This window comes from Pseudarthrobacter naphthalenicus, assembly GCF_029076445.1.
Taxonomy (GTDB): domain Bacteria; phylum Actinomycetota; class Actinomycetes; order Actinomycetales; family Micrococcaceae; genus Arthrobacter; species Arthrobacter naphthalenicus.
This window is the reverse complement of sequence record NZ_JARESG010000014.1, coordinates 1-22,106: the sequence shown is the minus strand read 5'-3', so window position 1 is coordinate 22,106 and position 22,106 is coordinate 1. Positions and strand designations below refer to the sequence as shown.

General features: G+C 65.5%; 16 protein-coding genes and 1 pseudogene. 14 read left to right on the top strand and 3 right to left on the bottom strand.

Annotated elements, in window-relative coordinates; translation table 11 throughout:
* Positions 1–36 precede the first annotated feature (36 nt).
* Positions 37–2,235 carry an MMPL family transporter gene (locus tag PY310_RS14250; RefSeq protein WP_275215122.1) on the top strand — a complete coding sequence of 733 codons (2,199 nt, stop codon included), beginning with the start codon at positions 37–39 and terminating at the stop codon, positions 2,233–2,235.
* A gap of 32 nt (positions 2,236–2,267) precedes the next feature.
* Here PY310_RS14250 and PY310_RS14245 read toward each other — a convergent pair whose 3' ends face one another.
* Positions 2,268–3,197, bottom strand: a complete 930-nt coding sequence (locus PY310_RS14245; protein WP_275215121.1) for an NAD-dependent epimerase/dehydratase family protein — start codon at positions 3,195–3,197, stop codon at positions 2,268–2,270.
* A 131-nt stretch (positions 3,198–3,328) separates the two neighbouring features.
* Between PY310_RS14245 and PY310_RS14240 the strand changes: the two genes are divergently transcribed.
* From PY310_RS14240 to betT, 11 genes are all read left to right on the top strand, one after another.
* Entirely contained in the window at positions 3,329–4,063 is a 735-nt protein-coding gene (locus PY310_RS14240) for a TetR/AcrR family transcriptional regulator (protein ID WP_275215120.1), read from the top strand.
* Between the two features lie 155 nt (positions 4,064–4,218).
* The gene (locus PY310_RS14235; RefSeq protein WP_275215119.1) at positions 4,219–6,708 is read left to right on the top strand and encodes a molybdopterin oxidoreductase family protein; all 2,490 of its coding nucleotides are present in this window, start codon (positions 4,219–4,221) and stop codon (positions 6,706–6,708) included.
* Positions 6,705–7,166 (top strand): hypothetical protein, encoded by a 462-nt coding sequence (locus PY310_RS14230; protein ID WP_275215118.1) that lies wholly within the window; start codon positions 6,705–6,707, stop codon positions 7,164–7,166. Before PY310_RS14235 ends, PY310_RS14230 begins: the two co-directional genes overlap by 4 nt.
* 102 nt (positions 7,167–7,268) lie before the next feature.
* Positions 7,269–7,550 carry a hypothetical protein gene (locus tag PY310_RS14225; protein WP_275215117.1) on the top strand — a complete coding sequence of 94 codons (282 nt, stop codon included), beginning with the start codon at positions 7,269–7,271 and terminating at the stop codon, positions 7,548–7,550.
* 245 nt (positions 7,551–7,795) lie between these two features.
* Complete coding sequence (gene dnaK, locus PY310_RS14220) at positions 7,796–9,682, top strand: molecular chaperone DnaK (RefSeq protein ID WP_275215116.1); 1,887 nt, start codon at positions 7,796–7,798, stop codon at positions 9,680–9,682.
* Positions 9,683–9,684: 2 nt separating this feature from the next.
* Complete coding sequence (locus PY310_RS14215; RefSeq protein ID WP_275215115.1) at positions 9,685–10,368, top strand: nucleotide exchange factor GrpE; 684 nt, start codon at positions 9,685–9,687, stop codon at positions 10,366–10,368.
* 271 nt (positions 10,369–10,639) lie between these two features.
* Positions 10,640–11,611 carry a DnaJ C-terminal domain-containing protein gene (locus PY310_RS14210; protein ID WP_275215114.1) on the top strand — a complete coding sequence of 324 codons (972 nt, stop codon included), beginning with the start codon at positions 10,640–10,642 and terminating at the stop codon, positions 11,609–11,611.
* 15 nt (positions 11,612–11,626) lie between these two features.
* Positions 11,627–12,052 carry a heat shock protein transcriptional repressor HspR gene (locus PY310_RS14205; RefSeq protein WP_275215113.1) on the top strand — a complete coding sequence of 142 codons (426 nt, stop codon included), beginning with the start codon at positions 11,627–11,629 and terminating at the stop codon, positions 12,050–12,052.
* Between the two features lie 160 nt (positions 12,053–12,212).
* On the top strand, positions 12,213–12,584 hold the full coding sequence (locus tag PY310_RS14200; protein ID WP_275215209.1) for a hypothetical protein: 372 nt from the start codon (positions 12,213–12,215) through the stop codon (positions 12,582–12,584).
* 108 nt (positions 12,585–12,692) lie between these two features.
* Positions 12,693–14,585, top strand: coding sequence for an FAD-binding monooxygenase (locus PY310_RS14195; protein WP_275215112.1), 1,893 nt, complete (start codon positions 12,693–12,695; stop codon positions 14,583–14,585).
* A 152-nt stretch (positions 14,586–14,737) separates the two neighbouring features.
* Positions 14,738–16,990: a choline BCCT transporter BetT gene (gene betT / locus PY310_RS14190; protein ID WP_275215111.1), complete on the top strand. Its 2,253-nt coding sequence runs from the start codon at positions 14,738–14,740 to the stop codon at positions 16,988–16,990.
* A 32-nt stretch (positions 16,991–17,022) separates the two neighbouring features.
* Here the strand turns inward: betT and PY310_RS14185 are convergent, their stop codons facing one another.
* Positions 17,023–17,880, bottom strand: coding sequence for a prephenate dehydratase (locus PY310_RS14185; RefSeq protein WP_275215110.1), 858 nt, complete (start codon positions 17,878–17,880; stop codon positions 17,023–17,025).
* 193 nt (positions 17,881–18,073) lie between these two features.
* Between PY310_RS14185 and gdhA the strand changes: the two genes are divergently transcribed.
* Both gdhA and PY310_RS14175 read left to right on the top strand, forming a co-directional pair.
* Positions 18,074–19,411, top strand: coding sequence for an NADP-specific glutamate dehydrogenase (gene gdhA, locus PY310_RS14180; RefSeq protein ID WP_275215109.1), 1,338 nt, complete (start codon positions 18,074–18,076; stop codon positions 19,409–19,411).
* 318 nt (positions 19,412–19,729) lie between these two features.
* Positions 19,730–21,019, top strand: coding sequence for an ammonium transporter (locus tag PY310_RS14175; protein ID WP_275215108.1), 1,290 nt, complete (start codon positions 19,730–19,732; stop codon positions 21,017–21,019).
* Positions 21,020–21,186: 167 nt separating this feature from the next.
* Here the strand turns inward: PY310_RS14175 and PY310_RS14170 are convergent.
* Positions 21,187–22,106, bottom strand: a pseudogene (locus PY310_RS14170) (HNH endonuclease signature motif containing protein); the annotation flags it as partial.

The window sequence follows — 22,106 nt, the reverse complement described above, 5'->3', positions numbered from 1 at the left end:
AATTGTACGCCTCCGTTCCCAAGCTCAGAAGGAATCATGAAAACCAGTCCCCAACACAGCGCGCGGGTTCCGTTCTGGCTTCGCTGGCTCATCCCGGTCCTTCTGGTCCTCACCTGGCTGGCCGTGGCCGGCATCGGCGGACCCACTTTCGGGCGCCTCAGCGAGGTCTCTTCCAACGACCAGGCATCCTTCCTGCCCGCAAGCGCCGAAGCAACAGCCGCGCAGGAGTGGCAGACGAAGTTCCGGGATTCCAACGAAGTTCCTGCCGTGGTGGTGATTGAAAGCAGTGACGCATTCACCCCGGCCCAGCTGGGTAAGGCGGCAGCCCTCAAAGCGGACCTGGAAGCGCTGAAGCTCGGCAGCACGGTGATCGGCCCCATCCCCTCCGAAGACGGCAAGGCCGTCCAGTTCGTCGCCCCCATTGCCTCCTCCGGTGAGCTGAAGGAGGCCGTCAAGGAACTGCGGACCACGGTTGCTGACGCCGCTCCGGAAGGGATGCGGACGTTTGTCACCGGACCCGCCGGCCTTGCCGCGGACCTTACCAGCGCGTTCGCAGGAATCGACGGCATCCTGCTGTTGGTGGCCCTGGGCGCCGTTTTTGTGATCCTCCTGATCGTTTACCGCTCCCTGCTGCTGCCCATCGCGGTGCTGCTGACCTCGGTGTTCGCGCTGTGCGCCGCCATCCTGCTCGTATTTGGAATGGCCAAACTCGGCTGGATCCAGCTCAATGGCCAGAGCCAGGGCATCCTGTCCATCCTGGTGATCGGCGCGGCCACCGACTACGCGCTGCTCTACGTCGCCCGGTTCCGTGAAGCCCTCACCCACACGCACAACCGGACCGCTGCCGTGCTGACGGCCTGGAAGACGTCGGTGGAGCCGATCGTGGCTTCCGGCGCCACGGTCATCATCGCCCTGCTGTGCCTGCTGTTCTCCGACCTGAACTCCAACAAGGGCCTTGGCCCGGTGGCGGCTGCAGGCATTCTCTGCTCACTGTTCGCCGCACTGACCCTCCTGCCCGCGCTCATGGCACTCCTGGGCCGGGCAGCCTTCTGGCCGTTCCGTCCCAAGCTGGTCCCCGAAGATCAGCGGGAACCGGAGCTCGTCACGGGCCTGGAAGGGCAGAAGGGCATCTGGCGTGCCACCGGATCGCTGGTCTCCCGCCGTCCGCGCACCGTGTGGGTGGCATCGGTACTCCTGCTGCTGGTGGCCTCGACGGGCATTCTGCAACTGAAGGCCAACGGGGTGCCGCAGACGGATGTCATCCTCACCGCGTCCAACGCCGTTGACGGCCAGGACGCGCTGGCGCGCCATTTCGACGCCGGCAGCGGCAGTCCCGCCGTCGTGATTGCGGATCAGGGCAAAGCTGATGAGGTCCTCGCGAAGGTCAAGACGGCCGACGGCGTGGGAGACGCCTACCTCCTGGCTGCGGGCAGTGTGCCCATCACCGGAGCCCCCGGAACTCCTACCGCCCCGGACGTCCGTGACGGCAAGGTCCTGATCAACGCCACACTGAACTACGCGGCGGATTCCATCGAAGCCGAGGACGTGGTCAAGGCGCTGCGCCAGGACGTCAAGGCAATCGACGCCGGTGCCCTGGTTGGCGGCGTCACGGCCACTGCCCTGGACACGAACACCACGGCCCAGCGCGACCTGGTCATCATCATCCCCATTGTGCTGGTGGTGATCCTCTTCATCCTGATGCTCCTGCTCCGTTCCGTGGTGGCGCCCGTCCTGCTGGTGCTTTCCGTGGTACTGTCCTACGGCGCGGCGATGGGTGTCTCGGCCCTGGTGTTCAACAACCTGCTGGGATTCCCGGGGGCCGACGCCACAGTGCCGCTGTTCGGATTCGTCTTCCTGGTGGCCCTGGGCGTGGACTACAACATCTTCCTGATGAGCCGGGTCCGCGAGGAGTCGCTCAAGCACGGGACGCGTCCCGGCATCCTGCGTGGACTGAGTGTGACCGGGGGCGTGATCACGTCCGCCGGCGTGGTGCTGGCCGCCACATTCGCCGCGCTGAGCATCATTCCCATCATGTTCCTGGTCCAGCTGGCCTTCATTGTGGCCTTCGGTGTGCTGCTGGATACCGTCCTGGTGCGTTCGCTGCTGGTTCCGGCGCTGACTTACGACATCGGCCCGCGCATTTGGTGGCCCAGCAAGCTGGGCCGTCCGGAAGCGGACGCGCTGCAGCAGCCGGACGGCCTGGAGCTGGAGGCGGAGGGCGCCGGCCGCCGGTAGTTGGACGGTGGCGGGACGTGGAGGAGTGACCCTCAGCCCCGGTTCCGCCACCAGGCCACGGTGGCCGCAGCCGCTTCGGCGAGGGGCGTGGGGTGGAGGCCCAGGGCGGCCTGGCTCACGGCGGAGTCCATCACAAACGGCTTTTGGAACTGATAGAGGGTTTCGCCGAGCTCCCCGAGGTCCTTCGAGAAGAGTCCCATGACCCGCAGGGCCCAGCCGGGGATGGCGCCGATTTTTGGCTGGGCGGCCCCGCCGGCCTCCGCGAATGCGGTTGCCAGCTGGCGTTGCGTGACAGCCGGGCCGGTGGGGGCGTGCCACACCCTGTTCCATAGCGACGGTGTCTGCGCCGACATGATCATCGCGGCCGCGAGGTCCGGGACGTAGGTGAATGAGTGCGGCTGGTCCGCGCTGCCCATGACCCAGAGCTTCTTTCCGGCGAGGACGGGCGCCACCATGCGCTCGCCGCCGTGCGAGTTCCGGACCCGCGGGCCGAAGAAGTCGCCGGCCACCACGCTGACCGTGTTGGTGGGGGAGGCGTCGCGGGCTCTCAGCAGGTCGGTGCGGACGCCGAGCTTGCCACCCCGGGCAGCCCGCGGTCCCGCCTCGATCATGGGGCGGTCCGGCTCGCTGTAGGAGTAGAGGCTTTCGGGAAAAACGACGACGGCGCCCGCCTCGCCCGCTGCGGCCAGCACTGTTTGTTCGGCGCGGGGGAGTTCGGCCCGCCATGCGTCGGCCGTGTAGGAAGACCCGTGGATGCAGTGGAACACAGCGGCGGCGCCGCTTAGTGCTTCGCGTACCCGGGCGGCGTCCTGGACGTCCACCGCCCGGCGTTCCACCCGCGAATGCTCCGGGCCGGAGCCGGAACGCGTCAGGACCCTGACGTGCTTGCCCTGTTCCGCCAGCTGTTCCGCAACGGCCCAGCCAACCGGACCTGCTCCGGTGACAACGTGTAGATCGTTCATGGCTTCCCCTTCAGGACGGTCCAGGCTCTGAGAGCACTGCTCTCATCTAAGAATGCACCCGGTCGCCTGGGCCGGTCAAGAGCAGTGCTCTCAATTGTTGACAGTGCTCTGCGTTATGCCATGCTGGTGTGGTGACCGACAAGCCCGCGAACCCCGACGCCAACCTTCGGACACCCCGGGAGCGGGCCCGCGCCCAGACCATTGCCGATATTGTCCGGCTGGGGCGGCACCACCTGGCAATCCATGGTGCGGCGGCACTCTCACTCCGTGCCGTGGCGAGGGATTTAGGCGTTGTCTCGTCCGCCGTCTACCGTTACGTCGCCAGCCGCGACGAACTCCTGACTCTGCTGCTCGTGGACGCCTACAACGAGCTCGGCGACGCCGTGGATGAGGCGGTGAATGCGAAGCCTGAGAATGACTTCGCCGGACGGTTCGCGGCGCTGGGGCTCGCTGTCCGGGAGTGGGCGCTGCGCGAGCCGGCGCGCTATGGACTCCTGTTCGGCAGCCCGGTGCCCGGCTACCAGGCGCCCGCCAGCCAGACCACAGCGCCCGGCACGCGGGTGATCTACAGCCTGGTCGGGATCCTTGATGCCGCCTACCGGGCGGGTGGGCTGTCCACGCCGGCGAGTGCCGCCGTCGTGCGTTCGCCGCTGGCTGCCGACCTCGAATCCATCCGTTCCGGACTCGGGCTCACGGTGCCTGACAGCCTCCTCGCGAATGGAGCGCTGGTGTGGACGTCGCTTTTCGGCGCGGTGAGCTTCGAGATCTTCGGCCAGTACGGGCCGGACACCTTCCGCGCCCGCGATGACCTCTTTGAGCACCACCTGGCGGTTCTTGCGCGCCTGACTGGCTTCGCCGGCAGCTAACCGCCCGAGCGTCACGCCGGGCATGCACGCCACGGGGCCTGGGGTGCATGTGGGGCGGCGGAAATAGTAAGCCTACTGCCCTTTCGCTCCGCATCATCCGGGTCTAGCCTGTTCAGCAGAAACTCTTTCGCTGCCGCAAGAGCCAGGAGGCCGCCATGGCTGACCGCATCGCTGAAATCTGGGGGAGCCGGACGCCGTACGCCCGTGGCGGCCTGTGGCCGGTCCGGGTGGACCAGACGCTCGACGGCGGCGTCCAGGAAGCGGACGTGGACCGCTGGGTGCAGTCCGCCTGTGTCCTGTGCAGCAACGGCTGCGCCTGCGACATCGCGGTCAAGGATGGCGCCATGGTGGGCATCCGCGGGCGGGCCGGTGACCTGGTGAACCATGGACGGCTGGGTCCGAAGGGCCTGTTCGCCAGCTGGCAGGGCGTGTCGCATAAGGACCGCCTGACGCAGCCGATGATCCGCGAGAACGGGCAGTTGGTGGAATGCAGCTGGGACACCGCCATGGGCCGCATTGTGGAGCGAAGCAAGGAACTGCTCCGGACCCGGGGGCCCCTGAGCCACGGCTTCTACACCAGCGGCCAGCTGTTCCTGGAGGAGTACTACGCCCTGGCCGTGATCGGGAAAGCCGGCATCGGCACGCCCCACATGGACGGCAACACCCGCCTCTGCACGGCCACGGCAGCGGCCTCCCTGAAGGAATCCTTCGGCGCCGACGGGCAGCCGGGCGCCTACGAGGACATCGACCACTGCGATGCCATCTTTTTGTACGGACACAACATGGCCGAGACCCAGACGGTCCTCTGGTCCAGGGTTCTGGACAGGATTGCGGGACCGGACCGTCCCAGGGTGGTGTGCGTGGACCCGCGCGATACCGAGGTGGCCAGGTATGCGGACGTCCATCTCGCGCTGAAGCCGGGCACCAATCTGGCGCTGATGCACGCCCTGGTCCGCGAGGTCCTGCACAACGGCTGGCAGGACTCCGACTACGTGGACGCGCATACACTCGGGCTCGAGGAGCTTCGGAAGACCGTGGAGCCATGGACCCCCGAGGCTGCGGCGGAAACCTGCGGTGTGGACGCCGCGGACATCCGGGAAGCCGCACGCATATTCGGCTCTTCCGAACGGGTGCTGTCCACCGTGCTCCAGGGGTTTTACCAGTCCTCCCAAGCCACCGCTTCGTCCTGCCAGGTCAACAACCTGCACCTGCTGCGCGGCATGCTGGGGCGCCCCGGCTGCGGGCTGCTGCAGATGAACGGGCAGCCCACCGCGCAGAACAACAGGGAATGCGGGGCCGACGGCGACCTTCCGGGCTTCCGGAACTGGGAAAACCAGGACCACATCAACGATTTGGCGCGGCTCTGGAAGGTGGACCCCGGGATCATTCCGCACTGGGTGCCTCCCACGCACGCGATGCAGATCTTCCGGTACGCGGAGCAGGGCTCCATCGAATTCCTGTGGGTCTCAGCCACCAATCCGGCCGTGTCCATGCCGCAGTTGCCCAGGATCCGGGAGATCCTCGCCAAGCCGGAACTCTTCCTGGTGGTCCAGGACCTGTACCTGACGGAAACGGCCCAGGCGGCCGACGTCGTCCTTCCCGCCGCCGGCTGGGGCGAGAAGGCGGGAACGTTCACCAACGCGGACCGGACCGTACACCTCTCGGACAAAGCCGTTGAACCCCCGGGCGAAGCCCGCCCCGACCTGGAGATCTTCCTGGACTACTCGCGCCGGATGGATTTCCGCACGCAGGACGGTGAGCCGCTGCTGACGTGGACCGGGCCCGAGGACGCCTTCGAGGCCTGGAAGGAATGCTCCCGGGGCCGGCCCTGCGACTACTCGGGCATCAGCTACGAAAAGCTCCGGGGCGGCAGCGGGATCCCGTGGCCCTGCAATGACGGGAATCCGGACGGCCGGGTGCGGCTCTATGACGACGGGATCTTCCCCACGCGGCCGGAGTACTGCGAAAGTTACGGCCACGATCTCCTGACCGGGGCCTCCATTCCTCCCACGGAATATAAGGCTTCCGCTCCTGCCGGCCGGGCGTTTCTGCGCACAACGCAGTACACCCCGGCGCACGAGGAGCCGGACGCGGAGTATCCGCTCCGCTACACAACCGGCCGGACCGCCTATCACTTCCATACGCGCACCAAGACGGGCCGTTCCAAGCCCTTGACGGCAGCCGCGCCGAGGGCCTGGGTGGAAATGGCGCCGGCCGATTGTGAAGCGCTGGGCATCTCCGAGGGCGATCTGGTGCGGGTGTCCTCCCGCCGGGGCACCATCGAAGTGCCGGTCCGCATCAGCGGCATCCGGCCAGGGAGCGTGTTTGCGCCCTTCCATTACGGCTACTGGGATGCCGGTGGCGTCCCGGGGGAGCACCCGACTGCCGCCAACGAACTCACGCTCACCGAGTGGGACCCCGTGTCCAAGCAGCCGGTGTTCAAGAATGCCGCCGTCAGGGTGGAGCGGATTGGGGATGCCGCCGGGCCCGCTCCGGCACCCACGACGACGGCGTCCCGGCCGCGGGAGGCCGCCCGGGTCCCAGCCACCAGGGGAGGCCCGGAGGCGGCAGCATCCGAACTTCTTGAGCCCGGGGATCCACCCAATTTTCCGGACGCCGTCAACTCGCCGGGAGGCCGGCCATGAACCTCAGGATCTATTTGGGGATGCTCCGCAGGACTGAGGTGACGCTGGCGGAATCGTTCGTCGAGGTGGCTGAAGGACACCGGGAGGAACCTGATGTCTATTTCCTCTGCCTTACCCTGGCGCGGCAATGCCTCGGCCATCAGGAGAAGCTGGAGGCCGTGGTGGAACGTTACGGCGAGGGCGCGCCGGACAACGAACCGGAACGGCTCCATGCGGTAGGTCTTTCGGAGACCCGCAGCGGGCCGGTTGGTCTGTTGCGTGACCTGCAGGACCTTTACCTTCTGGCCAGCTTCGTGGATATCACCTGGACCATGGTCAAACAGGCGGCGGCCGCACTCCGCGACAAGGACCTGCTCGCCGTGGTGGCAGAGTGCGAGTCGGAAACCTCTACACAGCTCAAGTGGCTGCAGACACGGATGAAGCAGGCCGCTCCGCAGGCACTCGTGGCCGCGCGCTGACGGGGATGCGGATTGCGGCCTGCCCCTGTTTAGCCCGGGCCGGTCTGGGTACACTCCAAGTGCGCCCGCATGGACGCAGAACCTCGAGGAAGAGAAGCCACCATGAGCGAAAATCATGACGCCGCTGCCGGCGACGAGCCGCGCAAGGCCAGTACTGCTCCGGGCCTGGAAGGTGAAGGCGGCCAGTACGTGGACGGTGACTACGGCGACGCCGGTGTAGTGGGCGCCGCGGAGACGGAGCCCGAGGAAGGCGAATACCCCGACGGCGACTACGGTGATGCCGGCGCCTCCGGAACTGCCCGCACCGAGGATGCCATCCGCGAGGGACTGACCGACCGCCAGGTCAACACCACTGACGAGGAACGCGGCCCGCTGCACGGGTGACCACGGCGGCGAAAGCTGCTGGAAAGTTCTCCTACAGCGAAACGCAGAGCCGCCGTCGTACTTTGTTTTCCAGACAAAAGCCCGGAATGACGAGGAATCCGGGCGGTTCCACACTGTGCAAAATCCAAAGTTGAGCGGACTTCGCTCAACTTTGGATTGACATCGCTTGTGCCCGGAGTAAAGTTGAGTGCAGAACGCTCAATGAGTGGGCGCCAGCAAGTTTCCAAGGAAAGAAGGAAGCACATATGTCACGTGCAGTAGGTATCGACCTCGGAACCACCAACTCCGTCGTCTCCGTTCTCGAAGGTGGCGAGCCCACCGTTATTGCCAACGCCGAGGGTGGCCGCACCACGCCGTCCGTCGTTGCGTTCTCCAAGTCCGGCGAAGTCCTGGTCGGCGAAATCGCCAAGCGCCAGGCCGTCAACAACATCGACCGCACCATCGCGTCGGTCAAACGCCACATGGGCACCGACTGGTCCGTGTCCATCGATGACAAGAAGTACACCGCGCAGGAAATCTCCGCCCGTGTCCTGATGAAGCTGAAGAACGACGCCGAGTCGTACCTGGGTGAAAAGGTCACCGACGCCGTCGTCACCGTGCCTGCCTACTTCAACGACGCCCAGCGCCAGGCCACCAAGGAGGCCGGCGAAATCGCAGGCCTGAACGTCCTGCGCATCGTCAACGAGCCCACCGCCGCAGCACTGGCCTACGGGCTGGACAAGGGCAAGGAAGACGAACTCATCCTCGTCTTCGACCTCGGCGGCGGAACGTTCGACGTGTCCCTGCTCGAAGTCGGCAAGGATGAAGACAACTTCTCCACCATCCAGGTCCGCGCCACCGCCGGTGACAACCACCTCGGCGGCGACGACTGGGATCAGCGCGTTGTGGACTACCTGCTCAAGCAGCTCAAGGTCAAGGGCATCGACCTGTCCAAGGACAAGATCGCCCTGCAGCGCCTGCGCGAAGCCTCGGAGCAGGCCAAGAAGGAACTTTCCTCCTCCACCAGCACCAACGTCTCCCTCCAGTACCTGTCCGTCACCCCCGACGGCCCGGTCCACCTGGATGAGCAGCTGACCCGCGCGAAGTTCCAGGACCTCACCAAGGACCTGCTGGACCGCACCAAGAAGCCGTTCCAGGACGTCATCAAGGAAGCCGGCATCAAGCTCTCCGAGATCGACCACATCGTGCTCGTGGGCGGTTCCACCCGTATGCCCGCCGTGTACGAGCTCGTCAAGGAACTGGCCGGCGGCAAGGAGCCGAACAAGGGCGTCAACCCGGATGAGGTCGTCGCAGTCGGCGCCGCACTCCAGGCCGGTGTCCTCAAGGGCGAACGCAAGGACGTCCTGCTGATCGACGTCACCCCGCTGTCCCTCGGCATCGAAACCAAGGGCGGCGTCATGACGCACCTGATCGAGCGCAACACCGCCATCCCCACGAAGCGGTCCGAGACCTTCACCACGGCCGACGACAACCAGCCGTCCGTGGCCATCCAGGTCTTCCAGGGCGAGCGCGAGTTCACCCGGGACAACAAGCCGCTGGGCACGTTCGAGCTGACCGGCATTGCGCCGGCTCCGCGCGGCGTCCCGCAGGTTGAAGTCACCTTCGACATCGACGCCAACGGCATCGTGCACGTCTCCGCGAAGGACAAGGGCACCGGCAAGGAACAGTCCATGACCATCACCGGCGGCACCGCGCTGTCCAAGGAAGACATTGACCGCATGGTCCGTGACGCCGAGGAACACGCAGCCGAGGACAAGGCCCGCCGCGAGGCAACCGACACCCGCAACACGGCCGAGCAGCTCGCCTACTCGGTGGACAAGCTCATCGCCGACAATGCCGACAAGCTGCCCGAAGAGGTCAAGACCGAGGTTCAGTCCGACGTCGACGCCCTGAAGAAGGCCCTTGAAGGCACGGATGACGCCGCCGTGAAGACCGCTTTCGAGAAGCTGCAGGCTTCCCAGAGCAAGCTCGGCGAGGCCATCTACGCCCAGGCCGGTTCGCCGGACGGCGCCACCGGCGCTGCCGGCGCTGCCGGTGCTGACGGTGCCGCTGGTGCTGCGGGCGGCGAGAAGGCTGCTGATGAAGACATCGTCGACGCCGAGATCATCGACGAAGACGAAGCGAAGAAGTAGCCATGCCGCACCACGGTAACGAGGAAGAGCACAGCTCACCCGCGAGCCAGGAAAACCAGGAGCGGCAGGCAGGCGACCGCCAGGATCCGGTCATCCGGGACAACCGCAAGGTTGACCCGGTGACCGGGCAGGCCCGGCACCCGGAGGGTGAGCAGCACGCTCAGGCCCACTCACCGGTGGACTCCGACGGGGATGCCCTCGCCCAGGCTGAGGAAATCCTCAACGGGGTGGAGGTGCCGGCCGAGGAATCGGTGGCCCAGGGCGCAGCGAATGCAGAGGCGGCCGAGCTGAAGAACGACCTCCTCCGGCTCCAGGCTGAGTACGTCAACTACCGCAAGCGCGTCGAGCGCGACCGGGCCGTGGCAGGGGAGATGGCCGTCATCGGCGTCCTGAACTCCCTGCTTCCGGTCCTGGACGACATCGACGCCGCCCGCCAGCACGGTGACCTCGCGGACGGTCCGTTCGCGGCCATCGCCACCAAGCTGGAGACCGCGCTGAAGACGTACGGCCTGGTCCGCATCGCCGAAACCGGCGTGGAGTTCGACCCGAACATCCACGAGGCCCTGATTCAGCAGGCGGGCGAGGACATCGAGGTTGACACCGTCAGCCAGGTCCTCCGCTCCGGCTACCGCTCAGGCGACCGCGTCCTCCGCGCAGCCCAGGTTGTTGTCGCGGTACCGGCCTAGGGGTCACCAATGCGCTACGCCGGATATGGGGCGGTGCCCGCTTCGCGGTGCCCTCCACACCGCCGCCCCATATCCGGCCTCCGCGCGTGCGGTCATCTCGCCTAAGGTGAGGTAACCACGAAGCTCGCAGCGGTACAGGGGCCCCGGGAGTGGCATCGGGCCTGCCGAAGCTGGGTGGCTAAGGATCGCAGATCCGTAGCCACCCAGCGTAGGGGCGGGGGCCCCTGTACCGCGGAGAGCTTTTATTTCAAGACTTAGAAAGGAAACGCCATTGGCTAGCCAGGATTGGGTGGACAAGGACTTTTACGCGATCCTTGGTATCGCCAAGGACGCTTCCGACGCCGATATCAAGAAGGCGTACCGGAAACTTGCCCGCCAGCACCACCCGGACACCAACGCGGGTAATGCTGCCTCGGAGAAGAAGTTCAAGGACATCTCCGAGGCTTATTCGGTGCTTTCTGATCCGGACGAGCGCCAGCAGTACGACGCCATCCGTGCCATGGGTGGCGGCGCCAGGTTTGCTCCCGGCGGTGCCGGCGCTGGCAGTGGCGGCTTCGAGGACATGTTCGGCGGCCTGTTCACCGGCAACGCCGGACGCCATGCCGGCGGTTTCAGCACCTCGGGCGGCATTCCGCCCGAGTTCGCGGACTTGTTCGGCGGCGGTTTCGGCGGCCAGACCGGGTTCCAGCGTGCACCCCAGAAGGGCGCCGACCGGACCGCGTCCACAAGCATTTCGTTCGCCGGCTCGATCCGCGGCACCACCATCGGCCTGCGCGAACCCAGCGGCGAAGTCATTGACGTCCGGGTGCCAGCCGGCATCAAGGACGGCCAGAAGGTGCGCGTCCGCGGCAAGGGCCAGCCCTCACCTGCCGGCAACGGCGACCTGGTGGTGTCCGTGTCCGTCCAGCCCCACGCTTTTTACACGCGCGACGGCGACAACCTCCGCATCCACGTACCGGTCAGCTTCCCGGAAGCTGCTTTGGGCGCGGACATCGAAGTTCCCACCATTGACGGCGAGACGGTCAAGGTCCGCGTCCCGGCCGGCACGCCCTCGGGCCGCACGCTCCGGGTGAAGGGGCGCGGCGTGAAAACGTCAAAGGCTACCGGTGATCTTCTGGTGACCATCGACGTCGCGGTGCCCAAGAACCTGAACAAGGAGGCTGAGGCGGCCGTCAAGGCGTTCGCCGAGGCCACCGCCGACGCCGATGTCCGGCAGGGCCTGGCCGCCAAGGCCCGGCTGTAATCAGCGGAGCAGACCGTGAATATCAGTGCTGACCAGCCGATCTTCGTGATCTCGGTGGCGGCGGAACTGGCAGATATGCACCCGCAGACCCTCCGGCAATACGACCGGCTGGGCATCGTCTCGCCCAGCCGGGCGCCGGGGAAGTCGCGCCGCTATTCACAGCGGGACGTCAACATGCTGCGCGAGGTCCAGCGTCTCTCCCAGGAAGGCGTCTCGCTGGAGGGCATCAAACGGATCCTCCAACTGGAGAACCAGGTGGCTGCCCTCCAGCGCAAGGTGACCGAGCTGACCGAGGAGGTGGCCCGCCGTCGTGATCCCTTGGACTCCAGGATTTTTGCCGCCGGCGCGGCAGGCGACGTGGTGAGCCTGGCCCGCGGTCAGCGTCCGCGCGCACGCTCGCAGGCCGTCGTGGTCTGGCGCCCCCGGGCCCTGGGCAAGTAGACGCACCCGAAACAAGAACCCCGGAATCGGCCACCCGGAAAATTCGAGTACCCACTACTGGTGACCCGCCGGCCCGCAGTGTCTTGAATGGAACCGTTGCTGGTCTCACAGCGGCACTTCGAGACTCTGGGGGTTTCACGTGTTTGGTTCTTCAGTGGTTATGTTTGCCGGGTCCAGCATCGGGCTGATCCTGCTGGCCTTCGGGCAGACCGTTGTGGTGGTCTGCGCCTGTTTTGACATGGTGCGGGCACTCTCGGTGCCAAGATCGCACCGCCGGTATATAGCCAGCACGGTCTTCCGGACGCTGGCCGTCCCGTCCATCATTGCCACCGGCATGAGTGCGCTCATCGCCGCACTGTCCTGGTCCTGGACTGACGTCTGCATGTCCACGTTCGTGATGGTGGCGATCATCTTCCGCCTCCACCATGACAAGGACGAGGACAGCTGGTGGAAGGGCAAGGGCAAGAAACTCGCCCGCTGGGCCCGGCGCCAGTTCAGTTCCGGCACCACGGTGGCCCCCGCGCTCGGTTAGTACGGGTCTCCTCGCCGGGCGCACAAAGCCCGGCCTGGCACTGCTCCTGAAATCGCGGGGCGTGAAGCGTACTATCGAGTACATTCACACAACGAAGTGAGGAAGCCCGTGCAGTTCCATCACCACGGTTACGTATCAGGGGACCCCCGCATCCAGCCTGCCGCCGGCGTCGGTCTCAACCGGCCTGCAGACCTGCCGGGCGAAGTCGACGTGCTGATTGTCGGCACCGGCCCGGCTGGAATGCTCGCGGCCGCCCAGCTTTCCCAATTTCCCGGCATCACCACCCGCATTGTGGAACGCCGTGCCGGGAGGCTGGTGATCGGCCAGGCGGACGGCATCCAGGCCCGCAGTGTGGAGACCTTCCAGGCCTTTGGCTTCGCCGAGCGGATCATCGCCGAGGCGTACCGCATCACCGAGATGGCGTTCTGGAAGCCTGACCCCGCGGACCACTCCCGGATTGTCCGGGCCGCGCGGGCTGTTGACGATGAGATGGGCATCAGCGAATTTCCGCACCTGATTGTCAACCAGGCCCGCGTGCTGGACTACTTCGCCGAATACATGGCGGACGCGCCAACCCGGATGAAACCGGACTACGGTTACGAGTTCCGCAGCCTCGAAGTGGGTGAAGGCGATTATCCCGTGACCGTCACCCTCGCCCATGCCGTCGGTCCGAACGAGGGCGAAGAACGCGTGGTCCGGGCCAAATACGTTGTGGGTGCGGACGGCGCGCGCAGCAAGGTGCGGGCCGCCATCGGCTGCACCATGGCCGGCGACGAGGCACATCATGCGTGGGGAGTCATGGATGTCCTCGCCGTCACGGATTTCCCCGATATCCGGACCAAGTGCGCCATCCAGTCCGGGGCAGGCGGGAGCATCCTGCTGATCCCGCGCGAAGGCGGCCATCTCTTCCGGATGTACGTGGATCTCGGTGAAGTGGACCCGGCGAACAAGGGCGCCGTGCGAAGCACCACGATCGAGCAGATCATCGCGCATGCGAACGCCATCCTGCGCCCCTACTCGCTTGACGTCAGAAACGTTGCCTGGCACAGCGTGTATGAGGTTGCGCACCGCCTGACGGACAGGTTCGACGACGTCCTTCCGGACCAGCGTGGCGAGCGCACGCCACGCGTTTTCATCACCGGCGACGCCTGCCACACACACAGCGCCAAGGCCGGCCAGGGCATGAACGTTTCGTTGCAGGACGGCTTCAATCTCGGCTGGAAACTCGGACACGTCCTGGAAGGCCGTAGCCCCGCCAGCCTGCTCGCCACGTACTCGGCGGAGCGCCAGGTGGTGGCGAAGAACCTCATCGACTTCGACAAAGTATGGTCCACCATGATGGCGAAGAAGCCGGAGGAGTTCGAGAACCCCTCCGAACTGGAGGACTTCTATGTCAGGACGGCCGAGTTCCCCGCAGGATTCATGACCCAGTACACGCCGTCCCTCATCACTGCCGAAGCCACCCACCAGCATTTGGCGGCCGGCTTCCCCATCGGCAAGCGGTTCAAGTCTGCGCCGGTGGTCCGGGTGTGCGACGCGAACCCCATCCACCTTGGGCACCATGCCACAGCCGATGGCCGCTGGCGCATCTACGTCTTCGCGGACCCGGCAGCCGCAGGCGCCCCCTCACCCACCACGGACCTGGCCGGGTGGCTCGCGACCTCAGCCGAATCGCCGCTCGATGCGACGCCGTCGGGAGCTGATCGGGACGCCTGGTTCGACGTCAAAGTCATCTACCAACAGGACCACACCAGCGTGGACATCGGCACCGTCCCGGAGGTGTTCAAGCCATACGTGGGACCGTTCAAACTCAGGGACTACGAGAAGGTCTACGCCACTGATCCCAAGGCTGACATCTTCGAACTCCGCGGCCTGCACCGGGACGGCGTTGTGGTGGTGGTCCGGCCGGACCAGTATGTGGCGAACGTGCTGCCTTTGTCGGCAACAGCGGAACTTGCGGCCTTCTTCGCGCCCCTCCTGCCCAGCCGTAAACCCGTTTGAACGGCGAAAACGATGGCCCCGCGGGCCACAAACCGGCGTGAATTGACACTGGGAAGAAGCCTCCGTTCCCGTGAAATCGGACGCCCGAGGCGGGGGTACAGACGACCTCCGGCCGGGCCCCGTTTTGGCCGCGTGTACTAGCATGAGATTCCATGGCTGAACAAGAAGACACGCGGCGTCCGGCAGACGGACCACCGCAGGCATTAGTTCCACGCAGTCAGCTTGGCGGTACAGATCGCAAGCGCGGCGGCCCGGAATTTGAGAACCGACCACCGGTTTCCAGCCAGGAACTCAGCCGCGGCCCCGCCGAACTCATCGAGGCCCCGCAGCCTAAAGTCAACTGGCGTGTATTCGTCATCGCCTCGGTCATCATCATCGCCTTCTCCGTCTGGGCGATGCTGGTGCCTGCGAACGCCCAGTCCACCATGAAGACGGTGGTGGCCTGGATCGCAGAGAACGTGGGCTGGTTCTACGTCCTCACCGTGACCGTGGTGATCGGGTTCGTCCTCTGGGTCGCCTTCTCCAAGGAAGGCTCTGTCCGTCTGGGCCCGGACCACTCGCGGCCCCAGTACAAGCTCTTCACCTGGGTGGCCATGCTCTTTGCTGCCGGGGTGGGCATCGACATGCTCTTCTTCTCCGTTACCGGGCCCATCAGCCAGTACATGTCGCCGCCGGCAGGCCAGGGACAAACTCCGGCGGCCGCCGCGGATGCCGTGGTCTGGACCATGTTCCACTACGGCGTAGCCGGCTGGGCCATGTATGCCCTCCTCGGCATGGCTATGGGATATTTCGCCTACCGGTGGGGCATGCCGCTCTCCATCCGCGCTGCCCTTTACCCGCTGCTCGGCAAGCGGGTCCGCGGCGGCATCGGCGACGCTATCGACATCGTCACGCTGGTGGGAACGGTCTTCGGCGTTGCCACATCCATGGGGATCGGGGTGGTGCTCCTGAACGTGGGCTTCGCGCTGATATTCGGCCTGGAGCAGGGACTCGCGCTGCAGATCGCCCTGGTGATTGTCGCCGTCGTGCTGACCATCGCCGCGTGCACGTCCGGCGTGGATAAAGGCATCCGCTGGATTTCGGAGCTGAACATCTGGAGCTCGGCGGCCATGCTGCTGTACATCCTGGTAACCGGCAAGACCTCGTTCCTGCTGAACGCGATGGTGGAGAACATCGGCCGGTTCCTGTTCACCCTGCCCGACCGCACCCTGCAGACCTTTGCGTACGAGGAAGGCGGGTCCCAGTGGATGGCCGGCTGGACGCTCTTCTTCTGGGCTTTCTGGCTGGCGTGGGGCCCGTTCGTGGGCCTGTTCCTGGCCCGCATCTCCCGCGGCCGCACCCTGCGGGAGTTTGTCATCGCCGCCATCACCGCCCCGGTCCTGTGCGACTTCCTGATCGTGAGCATCTTCGGCAACAGTGCCATGCATGAGGTCCTGAGCGGGAACAAAGAGTTCGCCCAGCTGGCCGTGGACAGCCCGGAACAGGGCTGGTACGCCTTGCTGGAAATGTTCCCCGGCGCCAGCTTCCTGATTGGCCTGGGCACGCTGTCCGGCCTGCTGTTCTACCTGACGAGCGCCAACTCCGGCGCCATGGTGATGTCCAACTTCTCCTCCTCCATCCCGGACCCGTCCCAGGACGGCGCCAAGTGGCTCCGCATCTTCTGGGCGGTCCTCACCGCCTTGCTGACCATCGCCATGCTGATTGCCGGTGGTGTGACCACCATGGAATACGCCACGCTCATCTTCGCCCTGCCGGTGACCATCATCGCGTGGCTGGTGATGGCCTCGTTCTCGAAGGCGCTGCGGATGGAGCGGGCTGAGCGCGAGGGCCAGGTCCTGCGCAGGCAGTCGACGGCGGCGCACGGCGGCATGGTGCCGGACCGCACCTGGCGGCAACGGCTGGCCGGGATGCGCGCCTACCCGTCGAAGAAGCAGGTGGCCCAGTTCATGGAACGCGTCGTGCAGCCGGCCCTCGCCGACGTGCTCCGCGAATTCACGAAGCAGGGCTACGAGGCAACCCTGGACATCATCCCCAACGAGGACACCAACATCTCCAGCCATGCGCTGGTTGTCCGGATCCCGAACCACCGCGACTTCCTGTACCAGGTCCAGGCCGTGGAGGCGCCGGTGCCCATGTTCGGCGGCCGCATGTCCCGCGAAACCGACGTGTACTACCGCGTTGAGGTGTTCGCGCAGACCGGCTCGGAGGGGTATGACCTGATGGGTGTCACCCACCAGCAGATCATCGACGACGTGCTGGACCGTTACGAGGCCCACCTGGGCTTCCTGACGTACTCAACGCAGCACGATTACGCCTCCGTGCTCACCCCGCCCGTGGCCCCGGCCACTGGTTCCATTGCCAAGATCGAGCCCGCAGAGCCTGACGGGACGGCCGCGAAGGAATAACGCAGCAGCCGCCCGGAGCGGGCGTCGGCCGGTTAGCGGCTGACAGCCCGCTGGGTGCGGTGCTCGGCCGCGGGGTAGACGCCCAGGATGCGTACTTCGGTGGTGAAGAACTCGAGTTCCTCGAGCGCCAGCCGCAGCGGCGTGTCTTCGGGGTGGCCTTCCACGTCCACCATGAACATGGTGGCGGCGAACTCGTCCCCCACCATGTAGCTTTCGAGCCGGGTCATGTTCACGCCGTTCGTGGCGAAGCCGCCCAGTGCCTTGTACAGCGCAGACGGAACGTTCCGGACGCGGAACACAAAGCTGGTCACCGCCGGACCCGGCAGTTCCTCCCGGGTGGGCAGGTCTTTTTCCCGCGCCAGCACCACAAAGCGGGTGGTGTTGGAGGGATCGTCCTCGACGCGCGAGGCCAGCACCTCCAGGCCGTAGATCCGGGCCGCGAGCGGTGGCGCGAGGGACAGCTTGGTGGGGTCGTTCCACTCCCGGACTTCCCGTGCGGAGCCGGCCGTATCGCCGGCGATGACGGGGCGGAGCTTGGCGTCACGGATCAGGCGGCGGCATTGCCCCAGGGCGTGGATGTGGCTGTGGACCTCGGTGGCGCCGTCGATGGTGCTGCCCGGAATGCCCAGCAGGTCGAAGTGGATGGGGAGGAAGAACTCTCCCACAATCTGCAGGTTCGACTGGGGCAGCAGAATGTGGATATCCGCCACCCGGCCGGCGATGGAGTTCTCGATCGGAATCATGGCCAGCTCGGCCTCACCGCTGGCCACCAGCTCAAAGGCGTCCTCGAAGCTGGCACAAGGTACGCTCTCCAGCTCGGGGAACATGTCCATGCACGCAATATTTGAGTTGGCGCCGGGCTCACCCTGGTACGCAATTTTCTGGGCCATGCTGGGTATGGTTTCACGTCCGGCGCCCACGCACCCAACTGGGTTGCGCTCTCTGTCGTTCCGGGCCCCCTAAACGACGGCTTGAGCTACCTGCCTGAGGACGTATTTCCGGGCGAACGACATAAAGGGCGGGACAGGAACGTTCGGTTGTTATCATTTGATGTTGAACATTTAACGAATTTGAGGAGACAGTGTGGACGCGCGGCTTGAAGCCATCCGGAATACGGTACTGGCGCGAAACCCTGGCGAGGCCGAATTCCACCAGGCAGTGACCGAGGTTTTCGAGAGTCTCGGCCCCGTCCACGACAGGCACCCCGAACTGCTCGAGGCCGCAATCCTGGAGCGGCTGTGCGAGCCCGAGCGCCAGATCATCTTCCGCGTCCCGTGGACCGACGACTCAGGCCGGGTGCAGATCAACAGGGGTTTCCGGGTTGAATTCAACTCCGCCCTGGGCCCGTACAAGGGCGGCCTGCGCTTCCATCCCTCGGTCTACCTGGGCATCGTGAAGTTCCTCGGTTTCGAGCAGATCTTCAAGAACGCCCTGACCGGTATGCCGATCGGCGGCGGCAAAGGCGGCTCGGACTTCGATCCCCGCGGCCGCAGCAATGCCGAGATCATGCGGTTCTGCCAGTCCTTTATGACCGAGCTGTACCGCCACATCGGCGAGTACACGGACGTGCCGGCCGGCGACATCGGTGTGGGCGGACGTGAAATCGGCTACCTCTTTGGCCAGTACAAGCGCATCACCAACCGCTACGAATCCGGCGTCCTGACGGGCAAGGGAATTTCCTGGGGCGGCTCCCTGGTGCGCCCCGAAGCCACCGGATACGGCACCGTCATCTTCACGCAGGAAATGCTGAAAACACGCGGAAAGTCCTTCGACGGCCAGCGCGTTGTGGTGTCAGGCTCCGGCAACGTCGCCATCAACGCCATAGCCAAGGCGCAGTCGTTCGGTGCCAGCGTGGTTGCGTGCTCCGACTCCTCCGGTTACATCGTGGACGAGGCGGGTATCGACGTCGGACTTTTGCGTGAGGTCAAGGAAGTGGAACGAGGACGGCTCAAGGATTACAGCCTCCGCCGTCCCGGCGTTTCCTATGTGGAAGCGGGGTCAGTGTGGGACGTCGATGCCACGGTGGCACTTCCCTGTGCGACGCAGAACGAGCTCGACGGCGATGCTGCCGCGCGGTTGGTGCGCAATGGCCTCGTCGCTGTCGGTGAAGGTGCCAACATGCCCTCCACGCGGGAGGCCGTGGCGGTGTTCCAGGACTCCGGCGTTCTGTTCGGACCGGGCAAAGCAGCCAACGCCGGAGGGGTTGCAACCTCGGCACTTGAGATGCAGCAGAATGCCAGCCGTGACTCCTGGACCTTTGAACACACCGAGCAGCGCCTCACCGAGATCATGGTGGGAATCCACGACCGTTGCGCGTCCACCGCGGACGAATACGGCGAGCCGGGCAACTACGTGCTGGGCGCGAACATTGGCGGCTTCGTCAAGGTGGCTGACGCCATGCTGGCGCAGGGCCTCATCTAAGGCATCCGCCCGGATAGCTCCCGCCACAGCGCAGCTTATGTCACAGCGCTTTTATGTCACAGCGGCCACGGACCCACCAGGGTCCGTGGCCGCTGTGCTTGGTGGCGAAAACTGGAGTGACCTCTGAAACTCGCAGGTGAATGACTGAAACGATGATTTAACAAGGCGGAAACCCAGCGCGAAACGGCAGTCCTACAGTGGGAATCAGACGGCAATAGCTGCCCTCCAGTGAACGTGGTACGGATTCCGCGTCCCTCCTCCGGAGCGGCTCTCACGGGCGATTACCGTTCGCTCTTCGCATCACGAAAGGGGTTTCCCATGGATTCGGGAAATGTCGCTTGGATTCTGGCCAGCTCCGCGCTGGTCTGCATGATGATCCCCGCCCTCGCCCTGTTTTACGGAGGCATGGTGGGGTCCCGCCGTATTCTCAACATGATGATGATGTGCTTCGGCGGCGCGAGCCTCGTGGCTGTGCTCTGGGCGCTGTTCGGCTACTCATTGGCCTTCGGCAACTCTGTGGGGGGCCTGGGGCTGATCGGTGATATCACCGAATTTCCGGGCATGGGACAAATGCTGGCCAAGGACGACTCGGCATCCATCCCGCTCATCCTGTTCGCGGCCTTCCAACTCTTCTTCGCCTGCGTGACCACCGCGCTGGTTGCGGGAGCGGCGGCGGGGCGCATGAAGTTCGGTGCGTGGATGCTGTTCGCGGGCATCTGGGCCACGGTCGTTTACTTCCCCATTGCGCACTGGGTGTTCGCCTTCTCGTCTGCCGACGGAAGCGTTACCGGCGGCTGGATTGCCAATGGCATCAAGGCCATCGACTTCGCCGGTGGCACGGCAGTACACATGAACGCCGGCGCCGCCGCACTGGCCCTGGCCCTGGTTCTTGGAAAGAGTTCCGGCTGGCCAAAGATGGAGCACACCAAGCCGCACAGCCGGCCCCTGGTGCTTATCGGCGCTGGCCTGCTCTGGATTGGCTGGTTCGGATTCAACGCGGGCTCGGCACTCTCGGCCGGCCAGTCGGCGTCCGTGGTTTTCCTGAACACGGCCGTAGCGGCGTCGGCGGGGCTCCTTGCCTGGGCGCTGGTTGAACGGGTCCGTCACGGGGCGGCCACCAGCATGGGCGCGGCATCGGGCCTGATCGCCGCTTTGGTTGCCATTACTCCGGCGTGCGGTGCCGTGAGCCCGCTGGGTGCAGTGGCCATCGGGGCCATCGCCGGCGCAGTCTGCTCACTCGCCATCGAATGGAAGTTCCGCCTGGGCTATGACGATTCGCTGGACGTCGTAGGCGTCCACCTGGTGGGCGGCATCATCGGTACCCTGCTGATCGGGCTCTTTGCGACCGATAAGGCTCCGAACGGTGTGAGCGGTCTCTTCTACGGCGGCGGCTTCCAGCAACTTGGCATCCAGGCGCTGGCCACTGTCTCAGTGCTGGCCTACTCGTTCGGGGTCACCTGGGTTCTGGCGAAGATCCTGGACCGTGCGATTGGCCTCCGTATCAAGCCGGAAGACGAGCTTCGGGGTATCGACCTCGCTGCCCACTCCGAGCTGGCGTACCTGACGGATGAAGACCCCGTGGAGCTGGGTTCGCCGCAACGCGCCTGATAGATAACGCCCAATACGTAACCTGCCCGATCCAGGGCGCCACTGGCCTGTTGAATAACTGCCTTCTTGAATAACCGCCTTCTTGAATAACTTCCCTGATGAATAACTGAATAGCTAACGAGTCCGGCCCTGGGCCGAACTGCGGACCGGTGCCAGCGCCTGCTGGCTTATAGTTCCGCGGTTCGGCCCACGGTCGTATCTGCCGTGGGTGCCGACCAGGCGTCAGCCATCCAACCGTCCGTCGCCCGGCTCTGAGAACCCCAGCCCTGAGACGCCCACTTCAAAAAGGGATCCTGGGGTAGGGGCCGCCCTGGGAGCGAGTCATCAGGAAATAGCACATACTCCGGAAGATCATCTTCGGGCAGAGACAAGGGTCGAGGCAGGTGCAGGGGCAGGGTATAGCTGGGAACGGTGTTGGGAACGCCCCGAGCGAGGGCAGTGTCCAACATGGCGGCGTCGAGCCTGGCAGTGTCCAACCCGGCGGTGTCCAACCCGGCAGTGTCGAACCCGGCGGTGTCCACCTTTTCTGGCCAGATGGGTCGTTCGAAGTCGGGGTGTTCGCTGGTGTAGTGGCGGCCGGTGGGGGAAATCTATCCGGGAGGTTCGGTGGCGCTCGCCGGTGTGGGTGTCCAGGGTGAGGTGTGTTTGAGCCGGTGGTGGCGGCGGCATGGTTGGGCGAGGTTGGTGATGCCGGTGGTTCCGGCGTTGGCCCAGGCGAGGATGTGGTCGGCGTCGTTGTCCAGGGATTGGTTGTTACAGCCGGGGAATGGGCATTTGCCGTCCCGCAGGCGCAGCCATTGCCTCATGGCTTTGGGGACCCGGTAGCTGTCGCGGCCGATTTCGAGGGGTGCGCCGTTGCGGGGGTCAACCAGGACGCGGTGGAAGGACTCTGCACCATCGGCGATGAGGGTGCGGGCCATGGATGGTGGGATGGGTCCGTAACCGTCGAGGATGGCGGGTTCCTCGGTCAGGCCCATCAGTGCGAACACCGGCACGGTGACCAGGACCTGGGCTTTCGGTGAGGGGATGAGGTCGGCTTCCCCGCCGAGGAGCCAGGCTGCGACGGTGTCGGCGCGCAGTTGGGTGA

Coding starts and splice junctions, on each gene's coding strand:
- PY310_RS14215 (WP_275215115.1), top strand. CDS start 9,685: ATGCCGCACCACGGTAACGAGGAAGAGCACAGCTCACCCGCGAGCCAG.
- PY310_RS14175 (WP_275215108.1), top strand. CDS start 19,730: ATGGATTCGGGAAATGTCGCTTGGATTCTGGCCAGCTCCGCGCTGGTC.
- PY310_RS14235 (WP_275215119.1), top strand. CDS start 4,219: ATGGCTGACCGCATCGCTGAAATCTGGGGGAGCCGGACGCCGTACGCC.
- PY310_RS14200 (WP_275215209.1), top strand. CDS start 12,213: ATGTTTGCCGGGTCCAGCATCGGGCTGATCCTGCTGGCCTTCGGGCAG.
- PY310_RS14250 (WP_275215122.1), top strand. CDS start 37: ATGAAAACCAGTCCCCAACACAGCGCGCGGGTTCCGTTCTGGCTTCGC.
- PY310_RS14245 (WP_275215121.1), bottom strand. CDS start 3,197: ATGAACGATCTACACGTTGTCACCGGAGCAGGTCCGGTTGGCTGGGCC.
- PY310_RS14185 (WP_275215110.1), bottom strand. CDS start 17,880: ATGGCCCAGAAAATTGCGTACCAGGGTGAGCCCGGCGCCAACTCAAAT.
- PY310_RS14230 (WP_275215118.1), top strand. CDS start 6,705: ATGAACCTCAGGATCTATTTGGGGATGCTCCGCAGGACTGAGGTGACG.
- PY310_RS14225 (WP_275215117.1), top strand. CDS start 7,269: ATGAGCGAAAATCATGACGCCGCTGCCGGCGACGAGCCGCGCAAGGCC.
- dnaK (WP_275215116.1), top strand. CDS start 7,796: ATGTCACGTGCAGTAGGTATCGACCTCGGAACCACCAACTCCGTCGTC.
- betT (WP_275215111.1), top strand. CDS start 14,738: ATGGCTGAACAAGAAGACACGCGGCGTCCGGCAGACGGACCACCGCAG.